Origin of the sequence: Pseudomonas sp. NUPR-001, from assembly GCF_052147955.1 — a bacterium.
Lineage (GTDB): Bacteria > Pseudomonadota > Gammaproteobacteria > Pseudomonadales > Pseudomonadaceae > Aquipseudomonas.
The window spans coordinates 215,490-237,322 of the sequence record NZ_CP197353.1 but is presented as its reverse complement, the minus strand read 5'-3'; the positions used below and the strand labels follow the sequence as shown (position 1 = coordinate 237,322).

The following is a 21,833-nucleotide window of genomic DNA, read 5'->3' as shown; positions in this document are numbered from 1 at the left end:
GTTATCCCCTCACACGGTTTCATTAAGCAAGCGCGCCATATGCCGCTCGGCCAAGGCCGGACCTACGCTCATGCCGACCCCGCTGTGCATCAGCGCAGCACTGACACCCGGTGCCACCTGCAGCAGCGAAAACGGCGCGGGCCCGCCAGAACCATAGACGCCTTGCCAACGTTCGACCACCTCGATACGACCACCGAGCGTGTCCTCGGCCAGTTCGATCATCCAGTTATCGACCTGCTCGGCGTTGAACGGCGAAGCATCACTGCCGTAGGCATGCGAGTCGCCGATGATCAGCTCGCCATGTGGCGTGGGGCTGATCAGCAGGTGAATGCCGTGTTGCATCAGGTGTGGGCTGTCATTGAGTAGCTGCGCTTTGAGTGCCTGGGCTTGCGGCAAGTCGGCGAAGGCGCCGTAGTGCACACAACTGAGCCCGGTCAGCACGGCGTGCTGCAGGTCGAGGTCGAAACGCGGGCGCGCACGGAGCATCTGCAAACGGCAGATCTGCGGTTGCAAGGTGGCGATGGGTTCGGCGAGCAGGGTCTGGTAGTCGTGACCAGAACAGACCACGATCTGCTCGGCACTGAATTCGCCTGCAGTGGTGAATACCTTGCCAGGCTGGATATCGCGCACCAGGGTGGAGAAATGGAAGCTAACCTCCAGCGCTTGCTGAAGAAAGCGGATCAGCGTGGGAATGGCCTCACGCGAGTACAGCTGTTGATCGTCCAGCCCGCGCAAGGCGGCGCGGTGGTGACTGAATTGGCCGCCGTACAGGTCGTTAAGCGCAGCACCACTGAGCAGCTCGACCCGATAGCCCTGCTCAACGGCCCGCTCTGCACAGAATGCTTCAAGTAGCTCCTGCTCAAGGGTATTGCGCGCGAACAACAGCGAGCCATTGCTTTTCAGTTGAAAACCGGCCTGGCGCGCCCAATGCGCCCAGATGTTGCGGCTGGCCTTGGCCAGTTCATGCATTTCACCCGGCGGCTGACCGGTGACCAGTGCCTGGCCAAAGTTGCGCACCGAAGCGCCCAGCGGTGTGGCAGTGCGCTCGAACACCCGCACCTTGAGGCCTCGGCGGGCGGCGGCGTAAGCGTGGGACAGGCCGAGAATGCCGGCGCCGACGATGATTAGATCGGTCATTTGGATTTCCTTGAAGATCGCGGGGCAAGCCCGCTCCCACTGTAGGAGCGGGCTTGCCCCGCGATGCGGTCTTACTGCTGCGCCACCTTCTCCGACTTACCGTCATAGCGCTTGCGCCATTCGGCGAGGATGGTGTCGCGGTTCTGCGAGGCCCAGTTGAAGTCGTTCTTGATCAAGCGCTGTTCGTAGTCAGCCGGCAGTTCGGTTTGCGGCTTGGCAATACCTGGCTGAGCGAGCACAGCGAAGTTTTCCTTGTACAGGTCCATGGCCGCCGGGCTGGCCGAGAAGTCGGCCAGGCGCTTGGCCGCCGCTTCGTTCTTGCTGCCTTTCAATACCGCAGTGGCTTCGATTTCCCAGCCCAGGCCTTCTTTCGGCAAGACGATGTCCAGCGGCGCGCCCTGGCGCTTGAGCTGTACTGCCGGGTATTCGAACGAGATACCAATCGGGAACTCACCGGCGGCCGCCAGCTTGCACGGCTTGGAGCCGGAGTGAACGTATTGGCCGATGTTCTGGTGCAGGTCATCCATGTACTGCCAGCCCTGCTTCTCGCCAAAGGTCTGCAGCCAGGCGCTGACGTCGAGGAAGCCGGTTCCCGAGGAGGCCGGGTTAGGCATGACGATCTTGCCTTTGTACTCAGGCTTGGTCAGGTCTTGCCAGCTCACCGGCTTGGTCAGACCCTGTTTCTCCGCTTCGATGGTGTTGAAGCAAATGGTTGCTGCCCACACGTCCATACCGACCCAGGCCGGTGGGTTGGCGCTGTCGCGGTAGTTGTTGCCGATCTTGTCGAGGTCTTTCGGCGCATAGCTCTGCAGCATGCCCTGCTGATCGAGAATCGCCAGGCTGGAAGCCGCCAGCCCCCATACCGCATCGGCCTGCGGGCGGTCTTTTTCAGCCAGCAGTTTGGCGGTGATGATGCCGGTAGAGTCACGTACCCACTTGATCTCGATATCCGGGTTGGCCTTTTCGAAGGCCTGCTTGTAGCTCTTGAGCTGTTCGGCTTCGAGCGCGGTATAGACCGTCAGCTGAGTGTCGGCAGCAGTGGCCTGCAGGCTGAACGCAGTGAGGACGGCAGCGGCAAGAGCAAGTGGCTTGAACATGATGCGGTTCCTTTGAACGGTACGAGGGTTGGGTAGTGCAATCAGTGACCCGGCGCGCGCTGGCGCCAGGCTTGGGAACGCTGCAGCAGGCCGCGCGAGGCCCAGGCCAGCAGCAGCGAGACGCTGGCGCTGGTCAGCAGAATCAGGGTCGACATAGCCGCCGCGCCGCCAACGTTGCCGGCATCGTCCATGTTCAACACGGCGACGGCGGCGAGGATGGTGTCGGGGCTGTAGAGAAAGATCGCCGCCGATACCGTGGTCATCGCCGAGACGAACAGATAGCGGACGATGTCCAGCAATGCCGGCAGGCAGATCGGTACGGTGACCCGCAGGTAGTGACGGTACAGCGGCGCCTTGAGCGACAGCGCTGCGGCTTCGAACTCACCGTCGAGCTGGCGCAGGGCGGTGGTGGCGGTCATTTGTGCAGTGGTCAGGTAGTGGGCAATGGTGCACACCACGAGCAACGCCATGCTGCCGTAGAACACATGCAGCGGGTTGCTGGTCAGGTTGAAGAAGAACACGTAGCCCAGACCCAGCACCAAGCCTGGCACCGCCATCGGCACGAAGCTGAGCAAACGCAGCACCAGGTTGAGTGCGCGCTGGCCTTTGGTTTTTTCCATCAGATAGGCACCGGTGAAGATCACCGCGCTGCCGATCAATGCAGTTCCCAGGGCCATGGTCAGGCTGTTGCGGTAGGCCAGCCAGCCACCGCCCGCGGTTTCATCGAACTGATAGTGCTTGAGCGACAAGGTCATGTTGTACGGCCAGAACGTCACCAGCGACGAGTACACGGCCATACCGACCACCAGCAACAGCACCGCACACACCGCCAGCACCACAGCCAGGAAGCAGGCATCGCGACGCCGTGATGGCTGCGGCTCGAACACCTGAGCGCGACCGCTCATGGCATCGCCCTGGCGACGGCGCAGCCAGGCATCGACAGTAAAGCTAAGCAGTGCCGGTACCAGCAAGACCATGCCAATCAACGCGCCGCGACCGAATTGCTGTTGCCCTACCACTGCCTTGTAGGCTTCAAGCGCCAGCACCTGATAATCGCCACCCACCACGACCGGCACACCAAAATCGGTGATGGTCAGGGTGAACACCAGGCAGAACGCAGCAAACACCGCCTGACGGGTCGCCGGCCAGGTAATGCTGTGAAACGCGCGCCAGGGGCTGGCACCCATGCTCGACGCAGCATCGAACAAGCGTGCATCTGCCAGCGACAGCGCCGACAGCAAGATCATCAGCGCGTGCGGAAAGGTGTAGATGGCCTCGCCGAGCACAATGCCCCAGAAACCGTAGATGTTGTCGCTCAGCAGCCCGCGCAGCAGCCCCTGGTTACCGAACAGGTAGACCAGAGCAATGGCTGGCAGCATCGACGGCGCCAGCAAGGGCAGCAACGAGATACCGCGCCAGATGCGTTTGCCGGGGATCAACGTACGCTGCAAGGCGTAAGCAAACAGGTAAGCCAGCGGCACAACAATCGCCGCCACACTGATCGACACCTTCAGGCTGTTGCCGAGCAACCAGTGAAAGTTGGCGCTGGCAAACAGCTCACGCGCCGCCAGCAGCCCACCGCCCTGCCCGGCATCACTGCTGAAACCACGCCAGAAGATCGCCAGCAACGGCATCAATACCGCAACTGTCAGCAACAGCAGCAGCAACCATTTACCGCCGACCACGAACAGTCGATCACCGAGGGACACGCCGGAGCGCTGTGTTGCCTTCGCCTGCGCGATCGGCATGGTCATTGGCGCGGCCATCTCAGGCAAACACCTGCAGGCTACGTGGCGGCAAGGCGACCCAGATGTCCTGGGAACCCAGGCGCGGCATCGACTCCGGAGCGACTTCGGCCAACAGCGCATGGCCTGGCAGTTCATTGAACTCGAAACTCATCCGGCAGCGATTGCCGAGGAAGGTGATCTCGCGCACCCGCGCCGGGAACAGGTTTTCTTCATGCACCGGCGGGTTGACGCTGATGGCTTCCGGGCGGCAGAACAAACGGCCGCTGCGGGCCTGTCCGGCACCGTCGGCCAGGCGCATGTTCAGCGCGCCGACCTGAGCGTGGCTGTCACTGTGGCGCTGGAACGGCAGCCAGTTGCCTTGGCCGACGAACTCGGCGACGAACGGGGTGGCCGGCTGATCGTAGATTTCCTGCGGCGTTGCGTACTGTTCGACCTGACCGTTGTTCATCACCGCAATGCGGTCGGCCATCAACATCGCTTCGTCCTGGTTGTGCGTCACCATCAGGGTGGTAATACCCAGTTGACGCTGCAACTGGCGAAGCTCGGTGCACAGGTGCTCGCGAACCCGGGCATCGAGGGCCGACATCGGTTCGTCGAGCAGCAACAACGACGGTGCCGGGGCCAGGGCGCGGGCCAGCGCGACCCGTTGCTGCTGGCCGCCAGACAGCTGGCCCGGGTACTTCTTCTCACTGCCGGCCAGACCGACCAGTTCCAGCATCTGCGCCACGCGTTGGCGCACTTCATCACGACCGCTGCCCGCCAGGCCGTAGGCGATATTGGCTTCGACCGTCAGGTTTGGAAACAGCGCATAGGATTGGAACAAGATGCCGTAATCACGGGCTTGCGGCGGCAATTCGGAGATGTCGCGGTCGCCGATGTACAAGGTGCCGCGGTCCTGGCGCTCAAGGCCAGCGATGCAGCGCAGCAGCGTAGTCTTGCCACAACCGGACGGGCCGAGCAGGCACACCAGTTCACCGGCGGCGATGTCGAGCGAGACATCCTGCAGAGCGGTAAAGGCGCCGAAGCGCTTGTGGATACCGCGCACTTTCATCTGTGCGCCTGGGTTTGCGACCGGAGTGTTCATGGCAAGACCTCATCGAACGAATGAGGGTCATGCTAGGAGGCGAATGCGAAGGTTCTGTGGCGGGGAAGCAAAAGATGCTGATAGTGGTATAGGCAGATTTGGGTCTACCGCCGCTCCTACAGGGCTGAGACTTCCTGGGCGAGGCCGAGAAACGCCGCTGGCAAACGTGCTTGACGCCGCTCTTTCAGGCAGTACAGATACTCATGCATCACCGGCGCACCTTCCAGGCTCAGCACCCGCAGCTCCGGGTTATGCGGTACTTCATGGCGGGCAATGATGCTGATGCCGATGTTGCGCAACACCGCTTCGCGAATCGACTCACGACTGCCAATCTCCAGTATCGAACCCACTTTGACCCCAGCATCCTCAAGCATCTGCTCAGTCAGTTTGCGTGTGCTGGAACCTTGCTCACGCACCAGCAGGCAGTGCCCGGCCAGCGCCGACAACGGCAGTGAGTCACGATTGGCCAGCGGATGGTTGCGGTGTACCGCCACCACCAGCGGGTCGGTGCCCAGCACCCGGCGAATCAGGCGTGCGTCTTCGAGCAGTTGCGAAGAGGCGGCGATGTCGACGCGATAGTCTTCCAGCAACTCCAGCACCTGCTGGGAGTTGCCGATTTCGACCGACACCTCGACCTGCGGCAAACGCTCGCGAAAGATCTTCACCAGATCAAGAATGTAGTACGGCGCGGTCGCGGCAATGCGCAAACTGCCCTGGGCCTGGCCGCTGTTGCGCAAGAAGAACTCAATGTCCGCCTCTTGCTGCAACAGCGTCTTGACCATCGGCAGCAGGCGCGCGCCGTCGTCGCTGAGGGTCAGACGGCGCCCGCCACGGTAGAACAGCTCCACCGCATACTGGCTTTCCAGGTTGCGGATCTGCGTGGTCACCGTCGGCTGGCTGAGCCCGAGTTTCTTCGCCGCTAAAGTGATGCTGCCCAGGCGGGCAACCATGTAGAAGGCTTTCAACTCGGAGCTCAACATACATCCTCTATTTTCGCAGTAGGCGCAGGCCGTTGAAGACCACCAGCAAGCTCACGCCCATATCGGCAAACACTGCCATCCACATGGTGGCCATCCCGGCGAAGGTGATCGCCAGAAAAATCGCCTTGATGCCCAACGCCAGCACAATGTTCTGGGTCAGGATCGTAGCAGTCTGACGCGAAAGCCTGACGAAGGCCGGGATTTTGCGCAAGTCATCATCCATCAAGGCCACGTCGGCCGTTTCGATGGCGGTGTCGGTGCCAGCAGCGGCCATGGCAAATCCAACCTCGGCGCGGGCCAAAGCGGGCGCATCATTGATCCCGTCTCCGACCATGCCGACCCGATGCCCGTCGGCGTACAGCGCCTCGATGGTTTTGAGCTTGTCAGCTGGCAGCAGGTTGCCATGCGCCTGATCGATGCCCACCTGGGCGGCGATGGCCTGAGCCGTGTGTGGATTGTCGCCGGTGAGCATGACCGTTTTGATACCCAGTTCATGCAGCTCGGCAATCGCTTCACGGCTGCTGTCTTTGACGGTATCGGCCACCGCGAACAGTGCCAGTGGGCCGGACTTGTCGAGCAGCAGCACCACGGTTTTGCCCTGACGCTCCAGGGCATCGAGCTGTGCTTCAAGCGCTGGCGAGCACAGGCCCAGCTCTTCGACCAGACGATGGTTGCCCAAGTGGTACAACTGGCCATCGATTTCGCCACGCACACCACGACCGCCAAGGGCTTCGAAGGCCATGACTTCACTCAGCGGCACGCCCTGCTCTTTGGCCAATACCGCAATGGCCCGCGACACCGGGTGGTCAGAGCGGTCGGCAAGGCTGGCCGCCAGCGCCTGGGCGCGACCTTCGAACAACGGCTCGAGCAGCACGTAGTCGGTCTGTACCGGCTTGCCGTGGGTGATGGTGCCGGTCTTGTCCAAGGCCAGGAAATCGAGCTTACGCCCACCCTCCAGGTACACGCCGCCCTTGACCAGAATGCCTTTGCGCGCTGCCGCTGCCAGGCCGCTGACGATCGTTACCGGGGTGGAAATCACCAGCGCACACGGGCAGGCCACCACCAGCAGCACCAGGGCGCGGTAAATCCAGTCGAACCAGGCACCGGCCATGAACAGCGGTGGAATCACGGCAACGGCCAGGGCAAAGGCAAACACCGCAGGGGTGTAAATGCGCGAGAACTGATCGACGAAGCGTTGGGTCGGGGCGCGGGCGCCCTGGGCTTCCTCCACCGCCTTGATGATACGTGCCAGCGTCGACTGCCCGGCCGCCGCAGTCACCCGGTACTCCAGCGCCCCGGCCTGGTTGATGGTACCGGCGAACACCTTGTCGCCCGGGCCTTTTTCTACCGGCAGGCTTTCACCGGTAATCGGCGCCTGGTCGATACTCGACTGGCCGCTGACCACCTCGCCATCCAGGCCGATGCGCTCACCAGGACGCACCCGCACCCGCGCGCCGAGTGCCACGTCCTTGACCTCGACGTCACGCCATTGGCCATCGGCCTGTTGCACCGTGGCCATGTCCGGGCTCAACTGCATCAAGCCGCTGATCGCATTGCGGGCACGATCCAGCGAGCGCGCCTCGATCAACTCGGCGACGGTAAACAGGAACATCACCATGGCCGCTTCCGGCCACTGGCCAATCAGCACCGCGCCGGTCACAGCAATGCTCATCAGCGCATTGATGTTCAGGTTGCGGTTCTTCAGGGCGATCCAGCCCTTCTTGTAAGTACCCAGGCCACAACTGAGGATCGACACCAGCGCCACCAGCGCCACGACCCACGACGGCGCCAGCTCGGCGAAGTGAATGCCCTCGGCTGCCAAGGCGGCAACCCCGGACAACGCCAACGGCCACCAGTGCTTTTTCGCAGGTTTCGCTGCGTCTGCAGGTTCCTCGCTGTGCTCGGCCAGAGGCTCGGCCTGCATCCCCAGCGAGGCAACGGCCTGCTCGATGGCCGAAGTGTCGGCATGGGTATGGTGCACCCCGAGGACACGGTTGATCAGGTTGAATTCCAGTTGCTCGACGCCCGCCAGCTTGCCCAGCTTGTTCTGGATCAGCGTCTGTTCGGTCGGGCAATCCATGGCCTCGATGCGAAAGCGGCTCAAACGTGCGTTGCCACTGGCGGCTTCACTCAATTGCACCAAAGCCGGTGCAGCATCGTGAGCGCAGCAGCTGTGCGCATGCTTGGCATGGTCATGACTGGCGTGGTCGTGGGGGTCTTTACCCGGCGTATGGCTAACAGGCTGGTTCATGGGCTCATCCTTAAATGTCCTGTTGCCAAGTGAACACCCTGTAGCCACTATAGGGTCAAGCAACCTGGCGAGGAATTTTCAGATGAAGATCGGAGAACTGGCCAAAGCCACCGATTGCGCCGTGGAAACCATCCGTTACTACGAGCGCGAAGCCCTGCTGCCGGAGCCTGCGCGCAGTGAAGGTAACTACCGGATGTACACCCAGGCCCATGTCGAACGCCTGACCTTCATCCGCAACTGCCGTACCCTGGACATGACCCTGGAAGAGATCCGCAGCCTGTTGCGCCTGCGCGACAGCCCGGATGACCAGTGTGAAAGCGTCAACGCCTTGATCGACGAGCACATCGAGCATGTACAGGCGCGGATCGATGGTTTGCAGGCCTTGCAGGCGCAACTGCTGGAGCTGCGTCAGCACTGTCACCCCAAAGAGGTGCAGTGCTCGATCCTGCAGCACCTGGAGGTCAATGGCGCGGTGACTGCCCCCGAGGCGGAGCACTCACACGTAGGCCGAAGCCACGGCCACTGACCTACTGATCTGGCGGCAACTGTCTTGCACCACCTGTCTGTGGGAGCGGGCTTGCCCCGCGATTGCGGTTCGTCTGCCACACCGCATCGCGGGGCAAGCCCGCTCCCACAGCGTTTGGTGTCAGACCGCCATTGGCGCGGTCATTGGCGCGTGGTGCTCGTAACCTTCCAGGCTGAAGTCGCTCGGTTCGACCTTCTCCAGCCACTCCGGCTCGTACACCCCGGTCTTGGCGTATTCCGGCACACGCTCATTGATCACCAGCTTTGGCGCGGCCAACGGTTCGCGCTTGAGCTGTTCGTTGAGCATGTCCAGGTGGTTTTCATACACGTGCGCATCACCGATGAAGTAGGTGAACCAACGCGGTGTGTAGCCAGTCAGGCGGCCAACCAGCGACAGCAGCGCCGCACCTTCGGTGAGGTTGAACGGTGTACCCAGACCCAGGTCGTTGGAGCGAATGTAGAGAGTCAGAGAGATTTCCTTGGTCTCGACATTGGGGTGGAACTGGTACAGCAGGTGGCACGGCGGCAGGGCCATTTCGTCAAGCTGGGCACAGTTCCAGCCGTGGAACAGGATACGGCGGCTGCCCGGGTCTTTGTGGATGGTGTCGATGCACTGGCGGATCTGGTCGATGGCCTTGTACAGCACCACAAAGGCTTCGCCGTCTTCTTGCGCTTCGGCGATTTTCTGGAAGCCCTGGCTCTGCGCCAGCTCGATGGCGGCCGGGTTGCTCAGCGGAATACGCTTGTAAGCTGGCCACTGGCGCCACTGCACACCGTAGATTTCACCGAGGTCGTCGTGACCCTGGCGGAACGGGTTGGCCAGCCACTGGGCGTTTTCGTTAGCGTTCTGGTCCCAGACCTTGCAGCCCAGCTCGCGGAACTCGCCGGCATTCTTCACGCCGCGCAGAAAACCGACCATTTCGCCGATCGCCGACTTGAACGCCAGCTTGCGCGTGGTGATGGCCGGGAAGCCTTTCTGCAGGTCAAAGCGCAGCATGGCGCCGGGCAGGCTGATGGTGCGGATCCCGGTACGGTTACCCTGCAGGGTGCCGTTTTCGATGACGTCGCGGACCAGATCTAGATACTGTTTCATGGCTTACCTGTAACAAAGACGGCAGGGGGATCGCCCCTGCCGTGGAAAATCAAACGGCGGCCTTGGCCGTGGGTTTACGGTTGTAGGCCCACCAGATCAGGAAGATGCCACCGACAATCATCGGTACGCACAGCAACTGACCCATGGTCAACCAGCCAAAAGCAATGTAGCCAAGCTGGGCGTCGGGTACCCGCACGAACTCCACGATAAAGCGGAAAATGCCGTAGAACAGCGCGAACATGCCGGAAACGGCCATGGTCGGGCGTGGCTTGCGCGAGTACAGCCAGAGAATCAGGAATAATGCCACACCTTCCAGGGCGAACTGGTACAGCTGCGACGGGTGACGTGGCAACTGTGCCGGATCACTGAACGGCGGGAAGACCATGGCCCACGGCACATCGGTAGCCTTGCCCCACAGTTCGGCGTTGATGAAGTTGCCGATGCGCCCGGCACCCAGACCGATCGGTACCAGCGGGGCGACGAAGTCCATCAGCTCAAAGAACGACTTGTTGTTGCGCTTGCCGAACCACAAGGCGGCAAGCATGACGCCGATAAAACCGCCATGGAACGACATGCCGCCTTTCCACACTTCGAAAATCAGCGCTGGGTTGGCCAGGTACGCATGCAGGTCGTAGAACAGCACATAACCCAGGCGCCCGCCGACGATCACGCCCATGGACAGCCAGAACACCAGGTCCGAGAGCTTTTCGCGGCTCCAGGTCGGGTCGAAGCGGTTCAATCGACGCGAGGCCAGCAGCCAGGCGCCGCCGATGCCGACCAGGTACATCAGGCCGTACCAATGGATTTTCAGCGGTCCCAGGGCAACGGCCACGGGATCTATCTGCGGGTAAGGCAGCATGGTGACTCCTCTCGTTAAAGCAAAAAGCTAAGGCCGACGCAAAACAGCAGCGCCGCGAACAAGCGCTTGAGCACGCGGGGCGACAGTTTGTGTGCCAGACGTGCGCCATAGCGGGCAAAGAACATGCTGGTCAGGGCAATCCCCACCAGCGCCGGCAAATAGACAAAACCCAGGCTGTGCGCGGGCAAATGCGGATCGTGCCAGCCGAGCCAGATGAAACTCAGGGCACTGGCCACAGCAATCGGAAAACCGCAGGCCGACGACGTGGCCACCGCTTGCTGCATCGGCAGGCTGCGCCAGGTCAGGAACGGTACGGTCAACGAGCCGCCGCCAATGCCGAAAATCGCCGAGGCCCAGCCAATCACACCACCGGCGGCAGTCAGCCCAGGCTTACCGGGAATGCTGCGGCTGGCCTTGGGCTTGAGGTCGAGCGCCATCTGCACGGCAATCACCAGGGCGAAGACGCCGATGATCTTTTGCAGCATGGGGCCCTGGATCGCCGAGGCGGTCTTGGCACCAATACCGGCACCGACCAGGATACCCAGGGTCATCCAGATGAAGATCGGCCACTGCACGGCGCCTTTGCGGTGGTGCTCGCGAATGGCATTGATCGAGGTGAAGACAATGGTCGCCAACGACGTCCCCACCGCCAGGTGGGTAAGCACCGAGGCGTCGAAGCCCTGCAAGGTGAAACTGAACACCAGCACCGGCACGATGATGATCCCACCGCCTACGCCGAACAGCCCGGCCAGCACGCCTGCGCAGGCGCCCAGCAGCAAATAGAGCACGAATTCCATTGTCGCCCCCGTAAATTCAGTCCGGCATGGTAACGGAAGCGAGGCCTGTGGCTCTAGTGAAGACACATTAAGTCGATGGAACAGTCCAGGCGCTATGGGTAGAGTGAGCAAAAACGCAGAGAACCCGCTATGTGTCTGATCGTCTTCGCCTGGCGGCCCGGGCATGCCCAGCCGTTGATCGTCGCGGCCAACCGCGATGAATTCTATGCCCGCCCCAGCCGCATGCTCGGCGCCTGGGACGATGCGCCCGGCGTCTACGCCGGACGCGACCTGGAAGCCGGTGGCACCTGGCTGGGTGTCGGTCCGGCGGGGCGCTTTGCTGCATTGACCAATATTCGCGACCCACAGCAGGCCCAGGGCGCCCGCTCACGGGGCGAGCTGGTGGCGGCCTTCCTGCGCGGTGAATCAGGCGTCGAAGCCTATCTGGATAGCGTTGCCAGCCGCAGCCAGCAGTATTCAGGCTTCAACCTGCTGGTGGGCGATAGCCACTCGCTGGGTTACCTGAACGCCCGTGAGGCGCAGGTGCGGCTGCTGGGCGAAGGTGTCTATGGTTTGTCCAATGCCGGGCTGGATACGCCCTGGCCAAAACTGGTCAAGGCGCGTGCCGGACTGGCCCAGCAGTTATCCGACCCGCAGCCCGGCACCTTGCTGGAGCTGCTTGGGGATAACCTGCAAGCGGCAGACAGCGAACTGCCGGAAACCGGCGTAGGGCTGAGTACCGAGCGCTTGCTGTCGAGTGTGTTTATCGCCAGCCAGAACTATGGGACGCGGGCCAGTACGGTGTTGATTGTCGAAGCGGATGGTCGGCGCCGCCTGGTGGAGCGCAGTTTTGGGCCGTTTGGGGGGCATTTGGGGGAGGTGGATTTGCAGGTTTGACGCTGTCTGTAGGAGCGGGCTTGCCCCGCGATTGCGGTGTGGCAGACAAACCGCAATCGCGGGGCAAGCCCGCTCCCACCGGCCGCGCGATAGGTTTACAGGTTCTTCGCCGCCCCGGGATTGATCATCCGCGCCAACCCGAGGTTCTTCAGGGCCAGTTGCAACGAGCTGTGGATAACTTGCGGGTTGTCGATGCCCATGGCCTGCGCCAGCAGTTCCTGGGATTTGCTCAGGCTGACCTGACGCAGCATCCATTTCACTTTCGGCAAGTTGGTGGCGTTCATCGACAGGCTGTCAAAACCCATGGCCATCAACAGCACTGCCGCCGCCGGATCACCGGCCATCTCGCCGCAGATACTCACCGGCTTGCCTTCGGCATGGGCGTCACGCACCACCGTTTGCAACGCTTGCAGCACGGCCGGGTGCAGGTAGTCATAAAGGTCGGCAACCCGCGGGTTGTTGCGGTCTACCGCCAGCAAATACTGGGTCAGGTCGTTGGAGCCGACCGACAGGAAGTCCACCTGACGGGCCAGCTCACGGGTCTGGTACACCGCCGCCGGGATCTCGATCATCACCCCGACTGGCGGCATCGGCACATCGGTGCCTTCGTCACGCACTTCGCCCCAGGCACGGTGGATCAGGTGCAGGGCTTCTTCCAGTTCGTGGATACCGGAAATCATCGGCAGCAGAATACGCAGGTTGTTCAGGCCTTCGCTGGCCTTGAGCATGGCGCGGGTCTGCACCAGGAAGATTTCCGGGTGGTCGAGGGTCACGCGGATACCGCGCCAGCCAAGGAAGGGGTTGTCTTCCTTGATCGGGAAGTAAGACAGCGCTTTGTCACCGCCGATGTCCAGGCTGCGCATGGTCACTGGCAAAGGATGGAACGCCGCCAGCTGCTCACGGTAGATCGCCAGCTGCTCCTTTTCGCTGGGGAAGCGCTGGTTGATCATGAACGGTACTTCGGTGCGGTACAGGCCAACCCCTTCGGCGCCACGCTGCTGGGCGCGGGCAACATCGGCGAGCAGGCCGGTGTTGACCCACAGCGGCATGCGGTGACCATCGAGGGTGATACACGGTAGCTCACGCAGGGCATCCAGGCCCTGGGCCAGCTGGCGTTCTTCTTCAACGACATCGGCATACTGCTTGCGCAGCACATCACTGGGGTTGGTGTAGACATCGCCCTTGTAGCCATCGACGATCATGTCGATGCCGTCGACCTTCGAATACGGCAGGTCAACCAGGCCCATCACGGTAGGAATGCCCATGGCGCGGGCCAGGATCGCTACGTGGGAGTTGCCCGAACCCAGTACCGAAACCAGGCCAACCAGTTTGCCTTCAGGTACTTCGCCGAGCATGGCGGGGGTCAGCTCTTCACTGACCAGAATGGTGTTATCGGGGTAGACCAGCGTCTGCTGCCTGGCTTCTTGCAGGTAGGCCAGCAGACGCCGGCCCAAATCCTTCACGTCCGAAGCCCTCTCCCGCAGGTAGGCGTCGTCCATCAGCTCGAAGCGATTGACGTGCTCGCCCACCACCTGGCGCAAGGCGCCCTGCGCCCACTGCCCGGTTTTGATCACCTGCACCACTTCGCCGCCCAGGGCCGCGTCTTCGAGCATCATCAGGTAGACGTCGAACAACGCGCGCTCTTCCGGGCGCAGCTGGGTGGCAAGTTTGGCGGACAGGCTGCGCATATCGGCGCGCACACCTTCCAGGGCGTTATTGAACAGTTTCAGCTCGGCGTCGATGTCATCGACGCTTTTGTCCGGCACTACATCGAGGTCAGCCGGTGGCAACATGACCACCGCCTTGCCCACGGCAGCGCCAGGCGAACCCGGTACGCCGACGAACTTGGCTTCCTGGATGCCCTTGCCCTGACGGCCGAGGCCACGAATCGAGCCGGTTGCCTCGGCATGCGCAATTACGCCGGCGAGCTGGGCGCTCATGGTCACCAGGAAGGCTTCTTCGCCCTCATCGAACTGGCGCCGCTCTTTCTGCTGAATAACCAGCACCCCGACCACACGCCGGTGGTGGATGATCGGCGCGCCCAGAAACGAGGCAAAGCGCTCTTCACCGGTTTCGGCAAAGTAGCGGTAGCGCGGGTGGTCGGCGGCGTTTTCCAGGTTGAGCGGCTCTTCCCGCGTGCCGACCAGGCCAACCAGACCCTCGTTGGGAGCCATGCTGACCTTGCCGATCGAGCGCTTGTTCAGGCCTTCGGTGGCCATCAATACGAAGCGGTTGGTCTCGGGGTCGAGCAGGTAGACCGAGCAGACCTGACTGCCCATGGCCTCTTTGACGCGCAACACAATGATCCCCAACGCCGTCTTGAGATCCTTGGCGGAGTTAACTTCCTGGACGATCTTGCGCAGCGTATTGAGCATGGCTCGGGGTCGAACTCCGTCGTCAGTCGCGCGCCAGCAGGCGCGGGGCAAGCTCTTTGAGAGCGCGGCGGTAAACCTCGCGCTTGAATGTCACCACCTGGCCAAGCGGATACCAATAGCTGACCCAGCGCCAACCATCGAACTCCGGTTTCCCGGTCAAATCCATCCGCACCCGTTGCTCGTTAGAGACAAGGCGCAGGAGAAACCATTTCTGCTTCTGGCCTATGCACAGCGGTTGGCTGTGGGTACGAACCAGACGTTGGGGTAAACGATAACGCAACCAGCCGCGCGTGCAGGCAAGAATTTCAACATCGTCGCGTTCCAGCCCTACTTCTTCGTTCAGCTCGCGGTACAAGGCATCCTCTGGCGTCTCTTCAGGGTTGATACCACCCTGGGGAAACTGCCAGGCATCCTGGTTGATCCGGCGAGCCCATAGCACCTGCCCAAGATCATTCGTCAGAATGATCCCGACATTGGGGCGAAAACCATCGGGGTCGATCACGGCAGCAACCTCGCAAACGCATGTTGGGGCATTGTTCCACAAAGGGAACAAGACCAGCAACGCGCCTGTTTACCTTATGTGCACCGATGTGAAAAGTCCGTATTCTGTGGGACTTTTCAGATGTTATGCGAGTGACTTAAATGCGCCTGGCTTTATTCGATCTGGACAATACCCTCCTCGGCGGCGACAGCGACCACGCCTGGGGAGACTACCTGTGCGAGCGCGGTATTCTCGACCCGGTGGCCTACAAGAACCGTAATGACGAGTTCTATCAGGACTACCTGGCCGGCAAGCTGGACCTCAACGCCTACCTGGAATTCACCCTGGAGATCCTGGCCAACACCGAAATGGCCCAGCTCGACGAATGGCATGCAGACTTCATGCGTGACTGCGTTGAACCGATCATCCAGCCCAAGGCCCTGGCGCTGCTGCAAAAGCACCGCGATGCTGGCGACAAGCTGGTGATCATCACCGCCACCAACCGTTTCATTACCGGGCCGATTGCCAAACGCCTGGGCGTCGACACCCTGCTGGCTACCGAATGCGAAATGGCCGACGGCCGCTATACCGGCCGCAGCACCGATGTACCGTGCTTCCGTGAAGGCAAGGTGACCCGCCTGAACCGCTGGCTGGAAGAAAACGGCCTGAACCTGGAAGGCAGCCATTTCTACAGCGACTCGATGAACGACTTGCCGCTGCTGGAGCAAGTGGTCAATCCAGTGGCGGTAGACCCGGATCCGAAGCTGCGTGCCGAAGCTGAAAAACGCGGCTGGCCGGTGATCAGCCTGCGCGACTGATCAACCTGGTAGGAGCGGGCTTGCCCCGCGATGCGATGTGACTGACAGATCGCTATCGCGGGGCAAGCCCGCTCCCACAGGTGTTGTGTTCAGACCGGTTTGGCGCCCATCAGGCCGGCGATGGCGATGAAGCACACGCCGCTGAACAACGCCAATGCCAGGGTGAATTTGGCATTACCCACAGTCGGCGCCGTGCGCAGGCGGTTAACCCGCGCCAATAGCCAGAACCAGCTGAATGCACCGAAGGTGTAGATCACGCTGGAGCCCAGCACCCAGGTCTGGCCCAACGGCCAGCCAATCAGGTGGACCAGCCACCAGCCGGTGAACGGCATGCTCACCAGGCAAATGCCCATCAACAGCCAGACAAACACCAGCGGCCGCTGGGTCAGGCGGCTAGCCGCAGCCGTGTCGCCTTTGTGCCGCGCCAACCAGGTCCAGATCGCCAGCCCCAGAGCGCTGCCCAGCAGCACTACCGTGGCCGAGATGTGCAGGACCTTGAGCGTCGTCAGGTATTCCATGTCATTGCTTCCTTGTGAACTGTCCTGAGCTTAGCTGCTCAGCCCAGAAACAGCCGGTACGCCGGGTTGTCGGTTTCGTCCCAGTACGGATAGCCGATCTTGGCCAGCGCCGCGGGCACCAGGTGGCGCTCATCATCCGGGACTTGCAGGCCGGCGACCACGCGACCATCGGCCGCGCCGTGGTTGCGGTAGTGGAACATCGAGATGTTCCAGCGCCCGCCAAGCTTGTTGAGGAAGTTGAACAACGCCCCCGGCCGCTCAGGAAACTCGAAGCGCAGCACCAGTTCATCGCTGACCCGCGCGGCATGGCCACCGACCATGTGGCGGATATGCAGCTTGGCCAGTTCGTTGTCGGTCATGTCCAGCACCGGGAAGCCCTGCTCGCTCAGGCTCTGGATCAGGGCGCTGCGCGGGTCGGTGTCGGGGTGGGTCTGCACACCGACAAAGATGTGCGCCTCACCATCAGCATGGTAGCGGTAGTTGAATTCGGTGATCTGACGTTTGCCGATGGCCTCGCAGAACGCCTTGAAACTGCCCGGCTTCTCAGGGATGGTGACGGCAATGATCGCCTCACGGCCTTCGCCCAATTCGGCACGCTCGGCAACATGACGCAGGCGGTCGAAGTTGACGTTGGCACCGGAGTCGATGGCTACCAGGGTCTGGCCGCTGACGCCCTTGAGTTCAACGTATTTCTTGATCCCGGCCACACCCAAGGCACCGGCAGGTTCAGTGATCGAGCGGGTATCGTCGTAGATATCCTTGATCGCCGCACAAATTTCGTCAGTACTGACCGTCACCACTTCATCCACATACGTCTTGCAGATATCGAAGGTGTGCTGGCCGATCTGCGCCACGGCAACGCCGTCTGCAAACAGACCGACCTGCGGCAGCACCACCCGCTCACCAGCGGCCATGGCCGCCTGCAGGCAGTTCGAGTCGTCTGGCTCGACGCCGATCACTTTGATCTCCGGGCGCAGGTATTTCACATACGCAGCGATACCGGCGATCAAGCCACCGCCGCCGACCGGAACGAAGATCGCATCCAGCTGGCCCGGGTGCTGGCGCAGGATCTCCATGGCCACGGTGCCCTGCCCGGCAATGGTGTGCGGGTCGTCGTAAGGGTGGATATAGACGAAGCCCTTTTCCTCGACCAGCTTCAGCGAGTACGCCAGCGCCTCGGGAAACGAATCGCCATGCAGTACAACCTTGCCGCCGCGCGAGCGCACGCCTTCAACCTTGATCTCCGGGGTGGTCTTGGGCATGACGATGGTCGCCTTGATGCCCAACTCCCGCGCTGCCAGCGCCACGCCCTGGGCATGGTTGCCAGCCGAGGCGGTTACCACGCCACGGGCCAGTTCTTCAGCGGTCAGCTGCGCCAGCTTGTTGTAGGCGCCGCGAATCTTGAAGGAAAACACCGGCTGCAAGTCTTCACGCTTGAGCAGAATGTTGTTGCCCAAGCGCTTGCTCAGCTGACCGGCGGTCTGCAACGGGGTTTCGACCGCAACGTCGTAAACGCGCGAGGTGAGGATCTTTTTGACGTACTGTTCGAGCATCGGGAAAGCATCACTGAGCGGTTGGGCGGGCCTGGCAGTCTACCGCAGCGCCTTGTCGGGCGACCACAGCAAGACCCAGGATTTAGCCGCTATACTACGCGCCTTCACGATACTCCTCCCCGCTTCGGAGCCCGCATGACCCAGGATCAACTCAAACAGGCTGTCGCCCAGGCCGCTGTCGATTTCATTTTGCCCAAGCTTGACGACAAGAGCATCGTCGGCGTCGGCACTGGCTCGACCGCCAACTGCTTCATCGACGCCCTGGCCAAACACAAGACCGCCTTCGATGGCGCTGTGGCCAGCTCCGAAGCCACCGCTGCACGCCTGAAAGGCCATGGTATTCCGGTGTATGAGCTGAACACGGTCAGCGACCTGGAGTTCTATGTAGACGGCGCCGACGAGAGCGACGAGCACCTGAACCTGATCAAAGGCGGCGGCGCAGCCCTGACCCGCGAGAAGATCGTTGCCGCGGTGGCCAAAACCTTCATCTGCATCGCCGACGCCAGCAAGCTGGTGCCAGTGCTGGGCGCTTTCCCGCTGCCGGTCGAAGTCATTCCGATGGCCCGCAGCCATGTGGCCCGTCAGCTGGTGAAGCTGGGCGGCGACCCGGTTTATCGTGAAGGCGTGATCACCGACAACGGCAACATCATCCTTGATGTGCACAACCTGCAGATCACCAACCCGGTTGAGCTGGAAAGCCAGATCAATGCCATTGTGGGCGTGGTTACCAATGGCCTGTTCGCGGCGCGGCCGGCGGATTTGCTGTTGCTGGGGACGTCTGAAGGTGTGAAAACGCTTAAAGCTTAAAAGCATCGCGGGGCAAGCCCGCTCCCACCAGCAACAGCTGTGGGAGCGGGCTTGCCCCGCGAAGATAATTACTCGCCCTGCTTCTTGAACACATAAAACAGGTTCGGCTCGCTGACCAGGTAAATGGTCCCGGCATCGTCCATGGCGATCCCTTCAGCCTGCGGCACACTCTGCTTCAAACCCTGAAAGCCTTTGCGCAACGACAGCGTACTCAAGGGCTTGCCCTTCACATCCAGCTCCACCACCAATTGCGACTCATCCGACAGCGCCAGCAAGTGGCCGCTGCGCTCATCGAACTGCAAACTCGACAGATCCCTCACGAACAACCGCGAATCGCGCTTCTGGTCCTGCACGACATGCACGGCATAAGGCTGCTCCGGGTTTTCATGGGGGAAGCCATGCACCTCATAGATCAACATCGGGTCGCGCTCCTTGGCCACGAACAGACGCTTGCCAGCCGAGTCATAGGCCAGCCCTTCAAAGCCCTTGTTGCCGTTCAGGCCGATCCCCAGGGTCAGTTGCTCGGCATCTTTGGCATCGAGGAACAGCGTGTTGTCTTGCAGGTGTACACGAATCAGACGCTGTTCACGCTCGTCGGTGATGACATAGCTGCCCGGCCCCACGTACTCCACCGCCTCCGGATCACCGAACCCAGTCAGCGGCACGCGACGCAGAATCCGCCCGTCGAGCGACAGCTCGATCAGCTCGGAGCGCTTGTTGGTCACGGTAAACAGGCTTTTACGGTCGGGATCGAAGGTCAGCGCCGAGATGTCGTCGTCCAGGCCTTCAATTACTTTGGCTTCAAGCTCGACCCGGTATTGGTCCAGGCCAATGCTCTGCTCGAAGGGCTGCCACCAGGTCTTGATGTTGAACCAGCCGCGTTCGAACAAACGGTATTGCTGCCCTGCAACTGCGGCCAGCAGCAGGGCAAGAAGGCTTACAACCAGGAAAATCAGTGGCAGACGGATGTAACGACGCATTCAGGAGGACTCAACAAAGGACAGCCTGAATCTAACCATATCCAACTGAAGCCAAACTTAATCTTCGTGCAGGACGATTCTTAATGTGGCTCAGGGTTTACGGAAACGATAGAACAGATCCGGCTCGCTGACGATGTACAGCGTGCCGTGTTCGTCCATTGCCACGCCTTCGGCACGCGGAATACGCTTGTTCAAACCATTGAAGCCACCCAGCAGGGTCATGAAACTGACCTGCTCGCCGTTCTCGTTGAGTTCCAGCAGCATGTTGGAGTCGGCGGACAGCACCAGCATATGCCCGGTGCGCGGATCAATGCCCAGTGCCGAGAGGTTGCGCAAATCCAGTTCGTCGCTGGGCAGCGACTGCTTGTCACCAGTCAACGGGCTCTTGCCATCGCTTTTCCAGGTAAACAAGGCAGGCGGGCGTTCTTCGCCAAGGACGATGCGTTGCTGCCGAGGGTCCCAGGCAACCGCTTCAAACGCCTTGTTCTGGTTTTCCGAAGGGCCGAGGTCGTATTGCGGGAAGTCCGCAATGTTCAGCGAACGGGTATCGGCAGTGAGGGTGACGATGGTCATTTTGTGATCACGCTCGTCAACGATCGCCAGGCGCCCGCCTTCAAGTGCGGCGACGCCTTCCGGGTTGCTCCAGCCCACCAGCGGCATCTTGCGCACTACATCGCCATCAAGGGTCAGCTCGACCAGGAACGGGTTCTTGCCCATCACTGCGAACAGGGTTTTGCTTTCAGGGTTGTAGGTCAGGTCGGAGGCTTCGTCGTCTTCCATGCCCGGCAACACCTTGGCATCGATATCGACCACGTAATCCGGCAACCAGATGCTGGCTTGCTGCTCGACCGGGCTTTCAAAGCCCTCTTTTATCCACAACGCGCCGCGATCATCCCAGTGCATGGCGATAGCCACGCCATAGCCAATGATTGCTGCCGCAGCCAACCAGGTAGACCAACGCAAGGCGAGCCCACGCTTGCGCGCAGCGGGCACAGTTTTACTGGAAGGAACGGGAGTGGCCATGGGGGTCGGTGCTCTTTTTTGCCAGTTAATAACACATTACTGGCACGTTGGTAGAGCCAGACCGGCAAGCATTATCCGGATCAAGTGTGAAAAAAATGACAAAAGCCGACAGCATGCAGGGCAGCCAGAGTGGCTGGCTGCCCCAGGGGGTTACAGCACTGTGCTTTCGAAACGGCTGACACCTGGCAATTCCAGTACCAGCTCGTCGCCCGGCTCAAGCGGGCCAACGCCTGCAGGTGTGCCGGTGAGGATGACATCGCCGGCCTGCAGGCTGAACTGCGAAGCCATGTGCTGGATCATCGGCACAATCGGGTTGAGCATCAGCGCGCTGCTGCCGTCCTGGCGCACGTCGCCGTTAATGCTCAGGCGAATACCGATATCGGCCAGGTCTTCGAAGGTGCTGCCAGCGACGAACGGCGCCAGCACGCAGGCGCCATCGAAGCATTTGGCACGCTCCCACGGCAGGCCTTTGGCCTTGAGCTCGGCCTGCAGGTCACGCAGGGTCAGGTCCAGCGCCGGGGCAAAACCGGAAATGGCGTCGAGGACTTCCTCTTCGCTAGGTGCCGGCGACAACGACTTGCCCAGCAACACGGCAATTTCCGCCTCATAGTGCACCGATCCACGCTCAGCCGGGATCTTGAAGCCACTGTTGATCGGCACCACACAGCTGCCTGGCTTGATGAACAGCAACGGCTCGCTCGGAATCGGGTTGTCCAGTTCCTTGGCGTGCTCGGCATAGTTGCGCCCGATGCACACCACTTTGCCCAGAGGAAAGTGAATACGCGTGCCGTCTACATACTGGTGCTGATAGCTCATTACCGACTCCTGGCG

Annotated in this window: 20 protein-coding genes; 4 read left to right on the top strand and 16 right to left on the bottom strand. The window is 61.4% G+C overall.

What is annotated here, in order from left to right; genetic code table 11:
- Positions 1-9: 9 nt before the first annotated feature.
- The 6 genes from ACP6KB_RS01025 to ACP6KB_RS01000 form a co-directional block, all read right to left on the bottom strand.
- Positions 10-1,137, bottom strand: a complete 1,128-nt coding sequence (locus ACP6KB_RS01025) for a TIGR03364 family FAD-dependent oxidoreductase (protein WP_442111420.1) — start codon at positions 1,135-1,137, stop codon at positions 10-12.
- A 71-nt stretch (positions 1,138-1,208) separates the two neighbouring features.
- The gene (locus tag ACP6KB_RS01020) at positions 1,209-2,234 is read right to left on the bottom strand and encodes a putative 2-aminoethylphosphonate ABC transporter substrate-binding protein (RefSeq protein WP_442111418.1); all 1,026 of its coding nucleotides are present in this window, start codon (positions 2,232-2,234) and stop codon (positions 1,209-1,211) included.
- A 41-nt stretch (positions 2,235-2,275) separates the two neighbouring features.
- Positions 2,276-4,000, bottom strand: coding sequence for a putative 2-aminoethylphosphonate ABC transporter permease subunit (locus ACP6KB_RS01015; RefSeq protein ID WP_442111416.1), 1,725 nt, complete (start codon positions 3,998-4,000; stop codon positions 2,276-2,278).
- Between the two features lies 1 nt (position 4,001).
- A complete protein-coding gene (locus ACP6KB_RS01010; RefSeq protein WP_442111414.1) occupies positions 4,002-5,066 on the bottom strand; it encodes a putative 2-aminoethylphosphonate ABC transporter ATP-binding protein in 1,065 nt (354 codons plus the stop codon).
- 116 nt (positions 5,067-5,182) lie between these two features.
- Complete coding sequence (locus tag ACP6KB_RS01005) at positions 5,183-6,046, bottom strand: LysR family transcriptional regulator (RefSeq protein ID WP_442111412.1); 864 nt, start codon at positions 6,044-6,046, stop codon at positions 5,183-5,185.
- Positions 6,047-6,053: 7 nt separating this feature from the next.
- On the bottom strand, positions 6,054-8,297 hold the full coding sequence (locus tag ACP6KB_RS01000; RefSeq protein ID WP_442111410.1) for a heavy metal translocating P-type ATPase: 2,244 nt from the start codon (positions 8,295-8,297) through the stop codon (positions 6,054-6,056).
- Between the two features lie 82 nt (positions 8,298-8,379).
- On the opposite strand from ACP6KB_RS01000, the gene cadR reads away from it, so the two are divergent.
- Entirely contained in the window at positions 8,380-8,823 is a 444-nt protein-coding gene (gene cadR / locus ACP6KB_RS00995; protein ID WP_442111408.1) for a Cd(II)/Pb(II)-responsive transcriptional regulator, read from the top strand.
- A 120-nt stretch (positions 8,824-8,943) separates the two neighbouring features.
- On the opposite strand, the gene ACP6KB_RS00990 is transcribed toward cadR, so the two are convergent.
- From ACP6KB_RS00990 to ACP6KB_RS00980, 3 genes are read right to left on the bottom strand one after another with little or no spacing between them, the layout of a single operon-like run.
- Positions 8,944-9,915: a thymidylate synthase gene (locus ACP6KB_RS00990; RefSeq protein WP_442111406.1), complete on the bottom strand. Its 972-nt coding sequence runs from the start codon at positions 9,913-9,915 to the stop codon at positions 8,944-8,946.
- 49 nt (positions 9,916-9,964) lie between these two features.
- A complete protein-coding gene (gene lgt / locus ACP6KB_RS00985; protein ID WP_128323223.1) occupies positions 9,965-10,774 on the bottom strand; it encodes a prolipoprotein diacylglyceryl transferase in 810 nt (269 codons plus the stop codon).
- A 14-nt stretch (positions 10,775-10,788) separates the two neighbouring features.
- Entirely contained in the window at positions 10,789-11,571 is a 783-nt protein-coding gene (locus ACP6KB_RS00980; RefSeq protein WP_442111404.1) for a sulfite exporter TauE/SafE family protein, read from the bottom strand.
- Between the two features lie 129 nt (positions 11,572-11,700).
- Between ACP6KB_RS00980 and ACP6KB_RS00975 the strand changes: the two genes are divergently transcribed.
- Positions 11,701-12,447: an NRDE family protein gene (locus ACP6KB_RS00975; protein ID WP_442111402.1), complete on the top strand. Its 747-nt coding sequence runs from the start codon at positions 11,701-11,703 to the stop codon at positions 12,445-12,447.
- 95 nt (positions 12,448-12,542) lie between these two features.
- Here ACP6KB_RS00975 and ptsP read toward each other — a convergent pair whose 3' ends face one another.
- The gene (gene ptsP, locus ACP6KB_RS00970) at positions 12,543-14,822 is read right to left on the bottom strand and encodes a phosphoenolpyruvate--protein phosphotransferase (RefSeq protein WP_442111400.1); all 2,280 of its coding nucleotides are present in this window, start codon (positions 14,820-14,822) and stop codon (positions 12,543-12,545) included.
- A 22-nt stretch (positions 14,823-14,844) separates the two neighbouring features.
- A complete protein-coding gene (locus ACP6KB_RS00965; protein ID WP_010222140.1) occupies positions 14,845-15,324 on the bottom strand; it encodes an RNA pyrophosphohydrolase in 480 nt (159 codons plus the stop codon).
- A gap of 140 nt (positions 15,325-15,464) precedes the next feature.
- Between ACP6KB_RS00965 and ACP6KB_RS00960 the strand changes: the two genes are divergently transcribed.
- Entirely contained in the window at positions 15,465-16,121 is a 657-nt protein-coding gene (locus ACP6KB_RS00960; protein WP_442111397.1) for an HAD family hydrolase, read from the top strand.
- Between the two features lie 89 nt (positions 16,122-16,210).
- Here ACP6KB_RS00960 and ACP6KB_RS00955 read toward each other — a convergent pair whose 3' ends face one another.
- Both ACP6KB_RS00955 and ilvA read right to left on the bottom strand, forming a co-directional pair.
- A complete protein-coding gene (locus ACP6KB_RS00955; RefSeq protein WP_442111395.1) occupies positions 16,211-16,639 on the bottom strand; it encodes a DUF2269 domain-containing protein in 429 nt (142 codons plus the stop codon).
- 38 nt (positions 16,640-16,677) lie between these two features.
- Positions 16,678-18,192 (bottom strand): threonine ammonia-lyase, biosynthetic, encoded by a 1,515-nt coding sequence (gene ilvA / locus ACP6KB_RS00950; protein ID WP_442111393.1) that lies wholly within the window; start codon positions 18,190-18,192, stop codon positions 16,678-16,680.
- Between the two features lie 135 nt (positions 18,193-18,327).
- On the opposite strand from ilvA, the gene rpiA reads away from it, so the two are divergent.
- Positions 18,328-18,999: a ribose-5-phosphate isomerase RpiA gene (gene rpiA, locus ACP6KB_RS00945; RefSeq protein ID WP_133216391.1), complete on the top strand. Its 672-nt coding sequence runs from the start codon at positions 18,328-18,330 to the stop codon at positions 18,997-18,999.
- A 68-nt stretch (positions 19,000-19,067) separates the two neighbouring features.
- Here rpiA and ACP6KB_RS00940 read toward each other — a convergent pair whose 3' ends face one another.
- From ACP6KB_RS00940 to ACP6KB_RS00930, 3 genes are all read right to left on the bottom strand, one after another.
- Positions 19,068-19,979, bottom strand: a complete 912-nt coding sequence (locus ACP6KB_RS00940; RefSeq protein ID WP_442111391.1) for an SdiA-regulated domain-containing protein — start codon at positions 19,977-19,979, stop codon at positions 19,068-19,070.
- A gap of 90 nt (positions 19,980-20,069) precedes the next feature.
- Positions 20,070-21,002 carry an SdiA-regulated domain-containing protein gene (locus ACP6KB_RS00935; protein WP_442111389.1) on the bottom strand — a complete coding sequence of 311 codons (933 nt, stop codon included), beginning with the start codon at positions 21,000-21,002 and terminating at the stop codon, positions 20,070-20,072.
- A gap of 150 nt (positions 21,003-21,152) precedes the next feature.
- Positions 21,153-21,818, bottom strand: a complete 666-nt coding sequence (locus ACP6KB_RS00930) for a fumarylacetoacetate hydrolase family protein (RefSeq protein WP_442111387.1) — start codon at positions 21,816-21,818, stop codon at positions 21,153-21,155.
- Positions 21,819-21,833 lie beyond the last annotated feature (15 nt).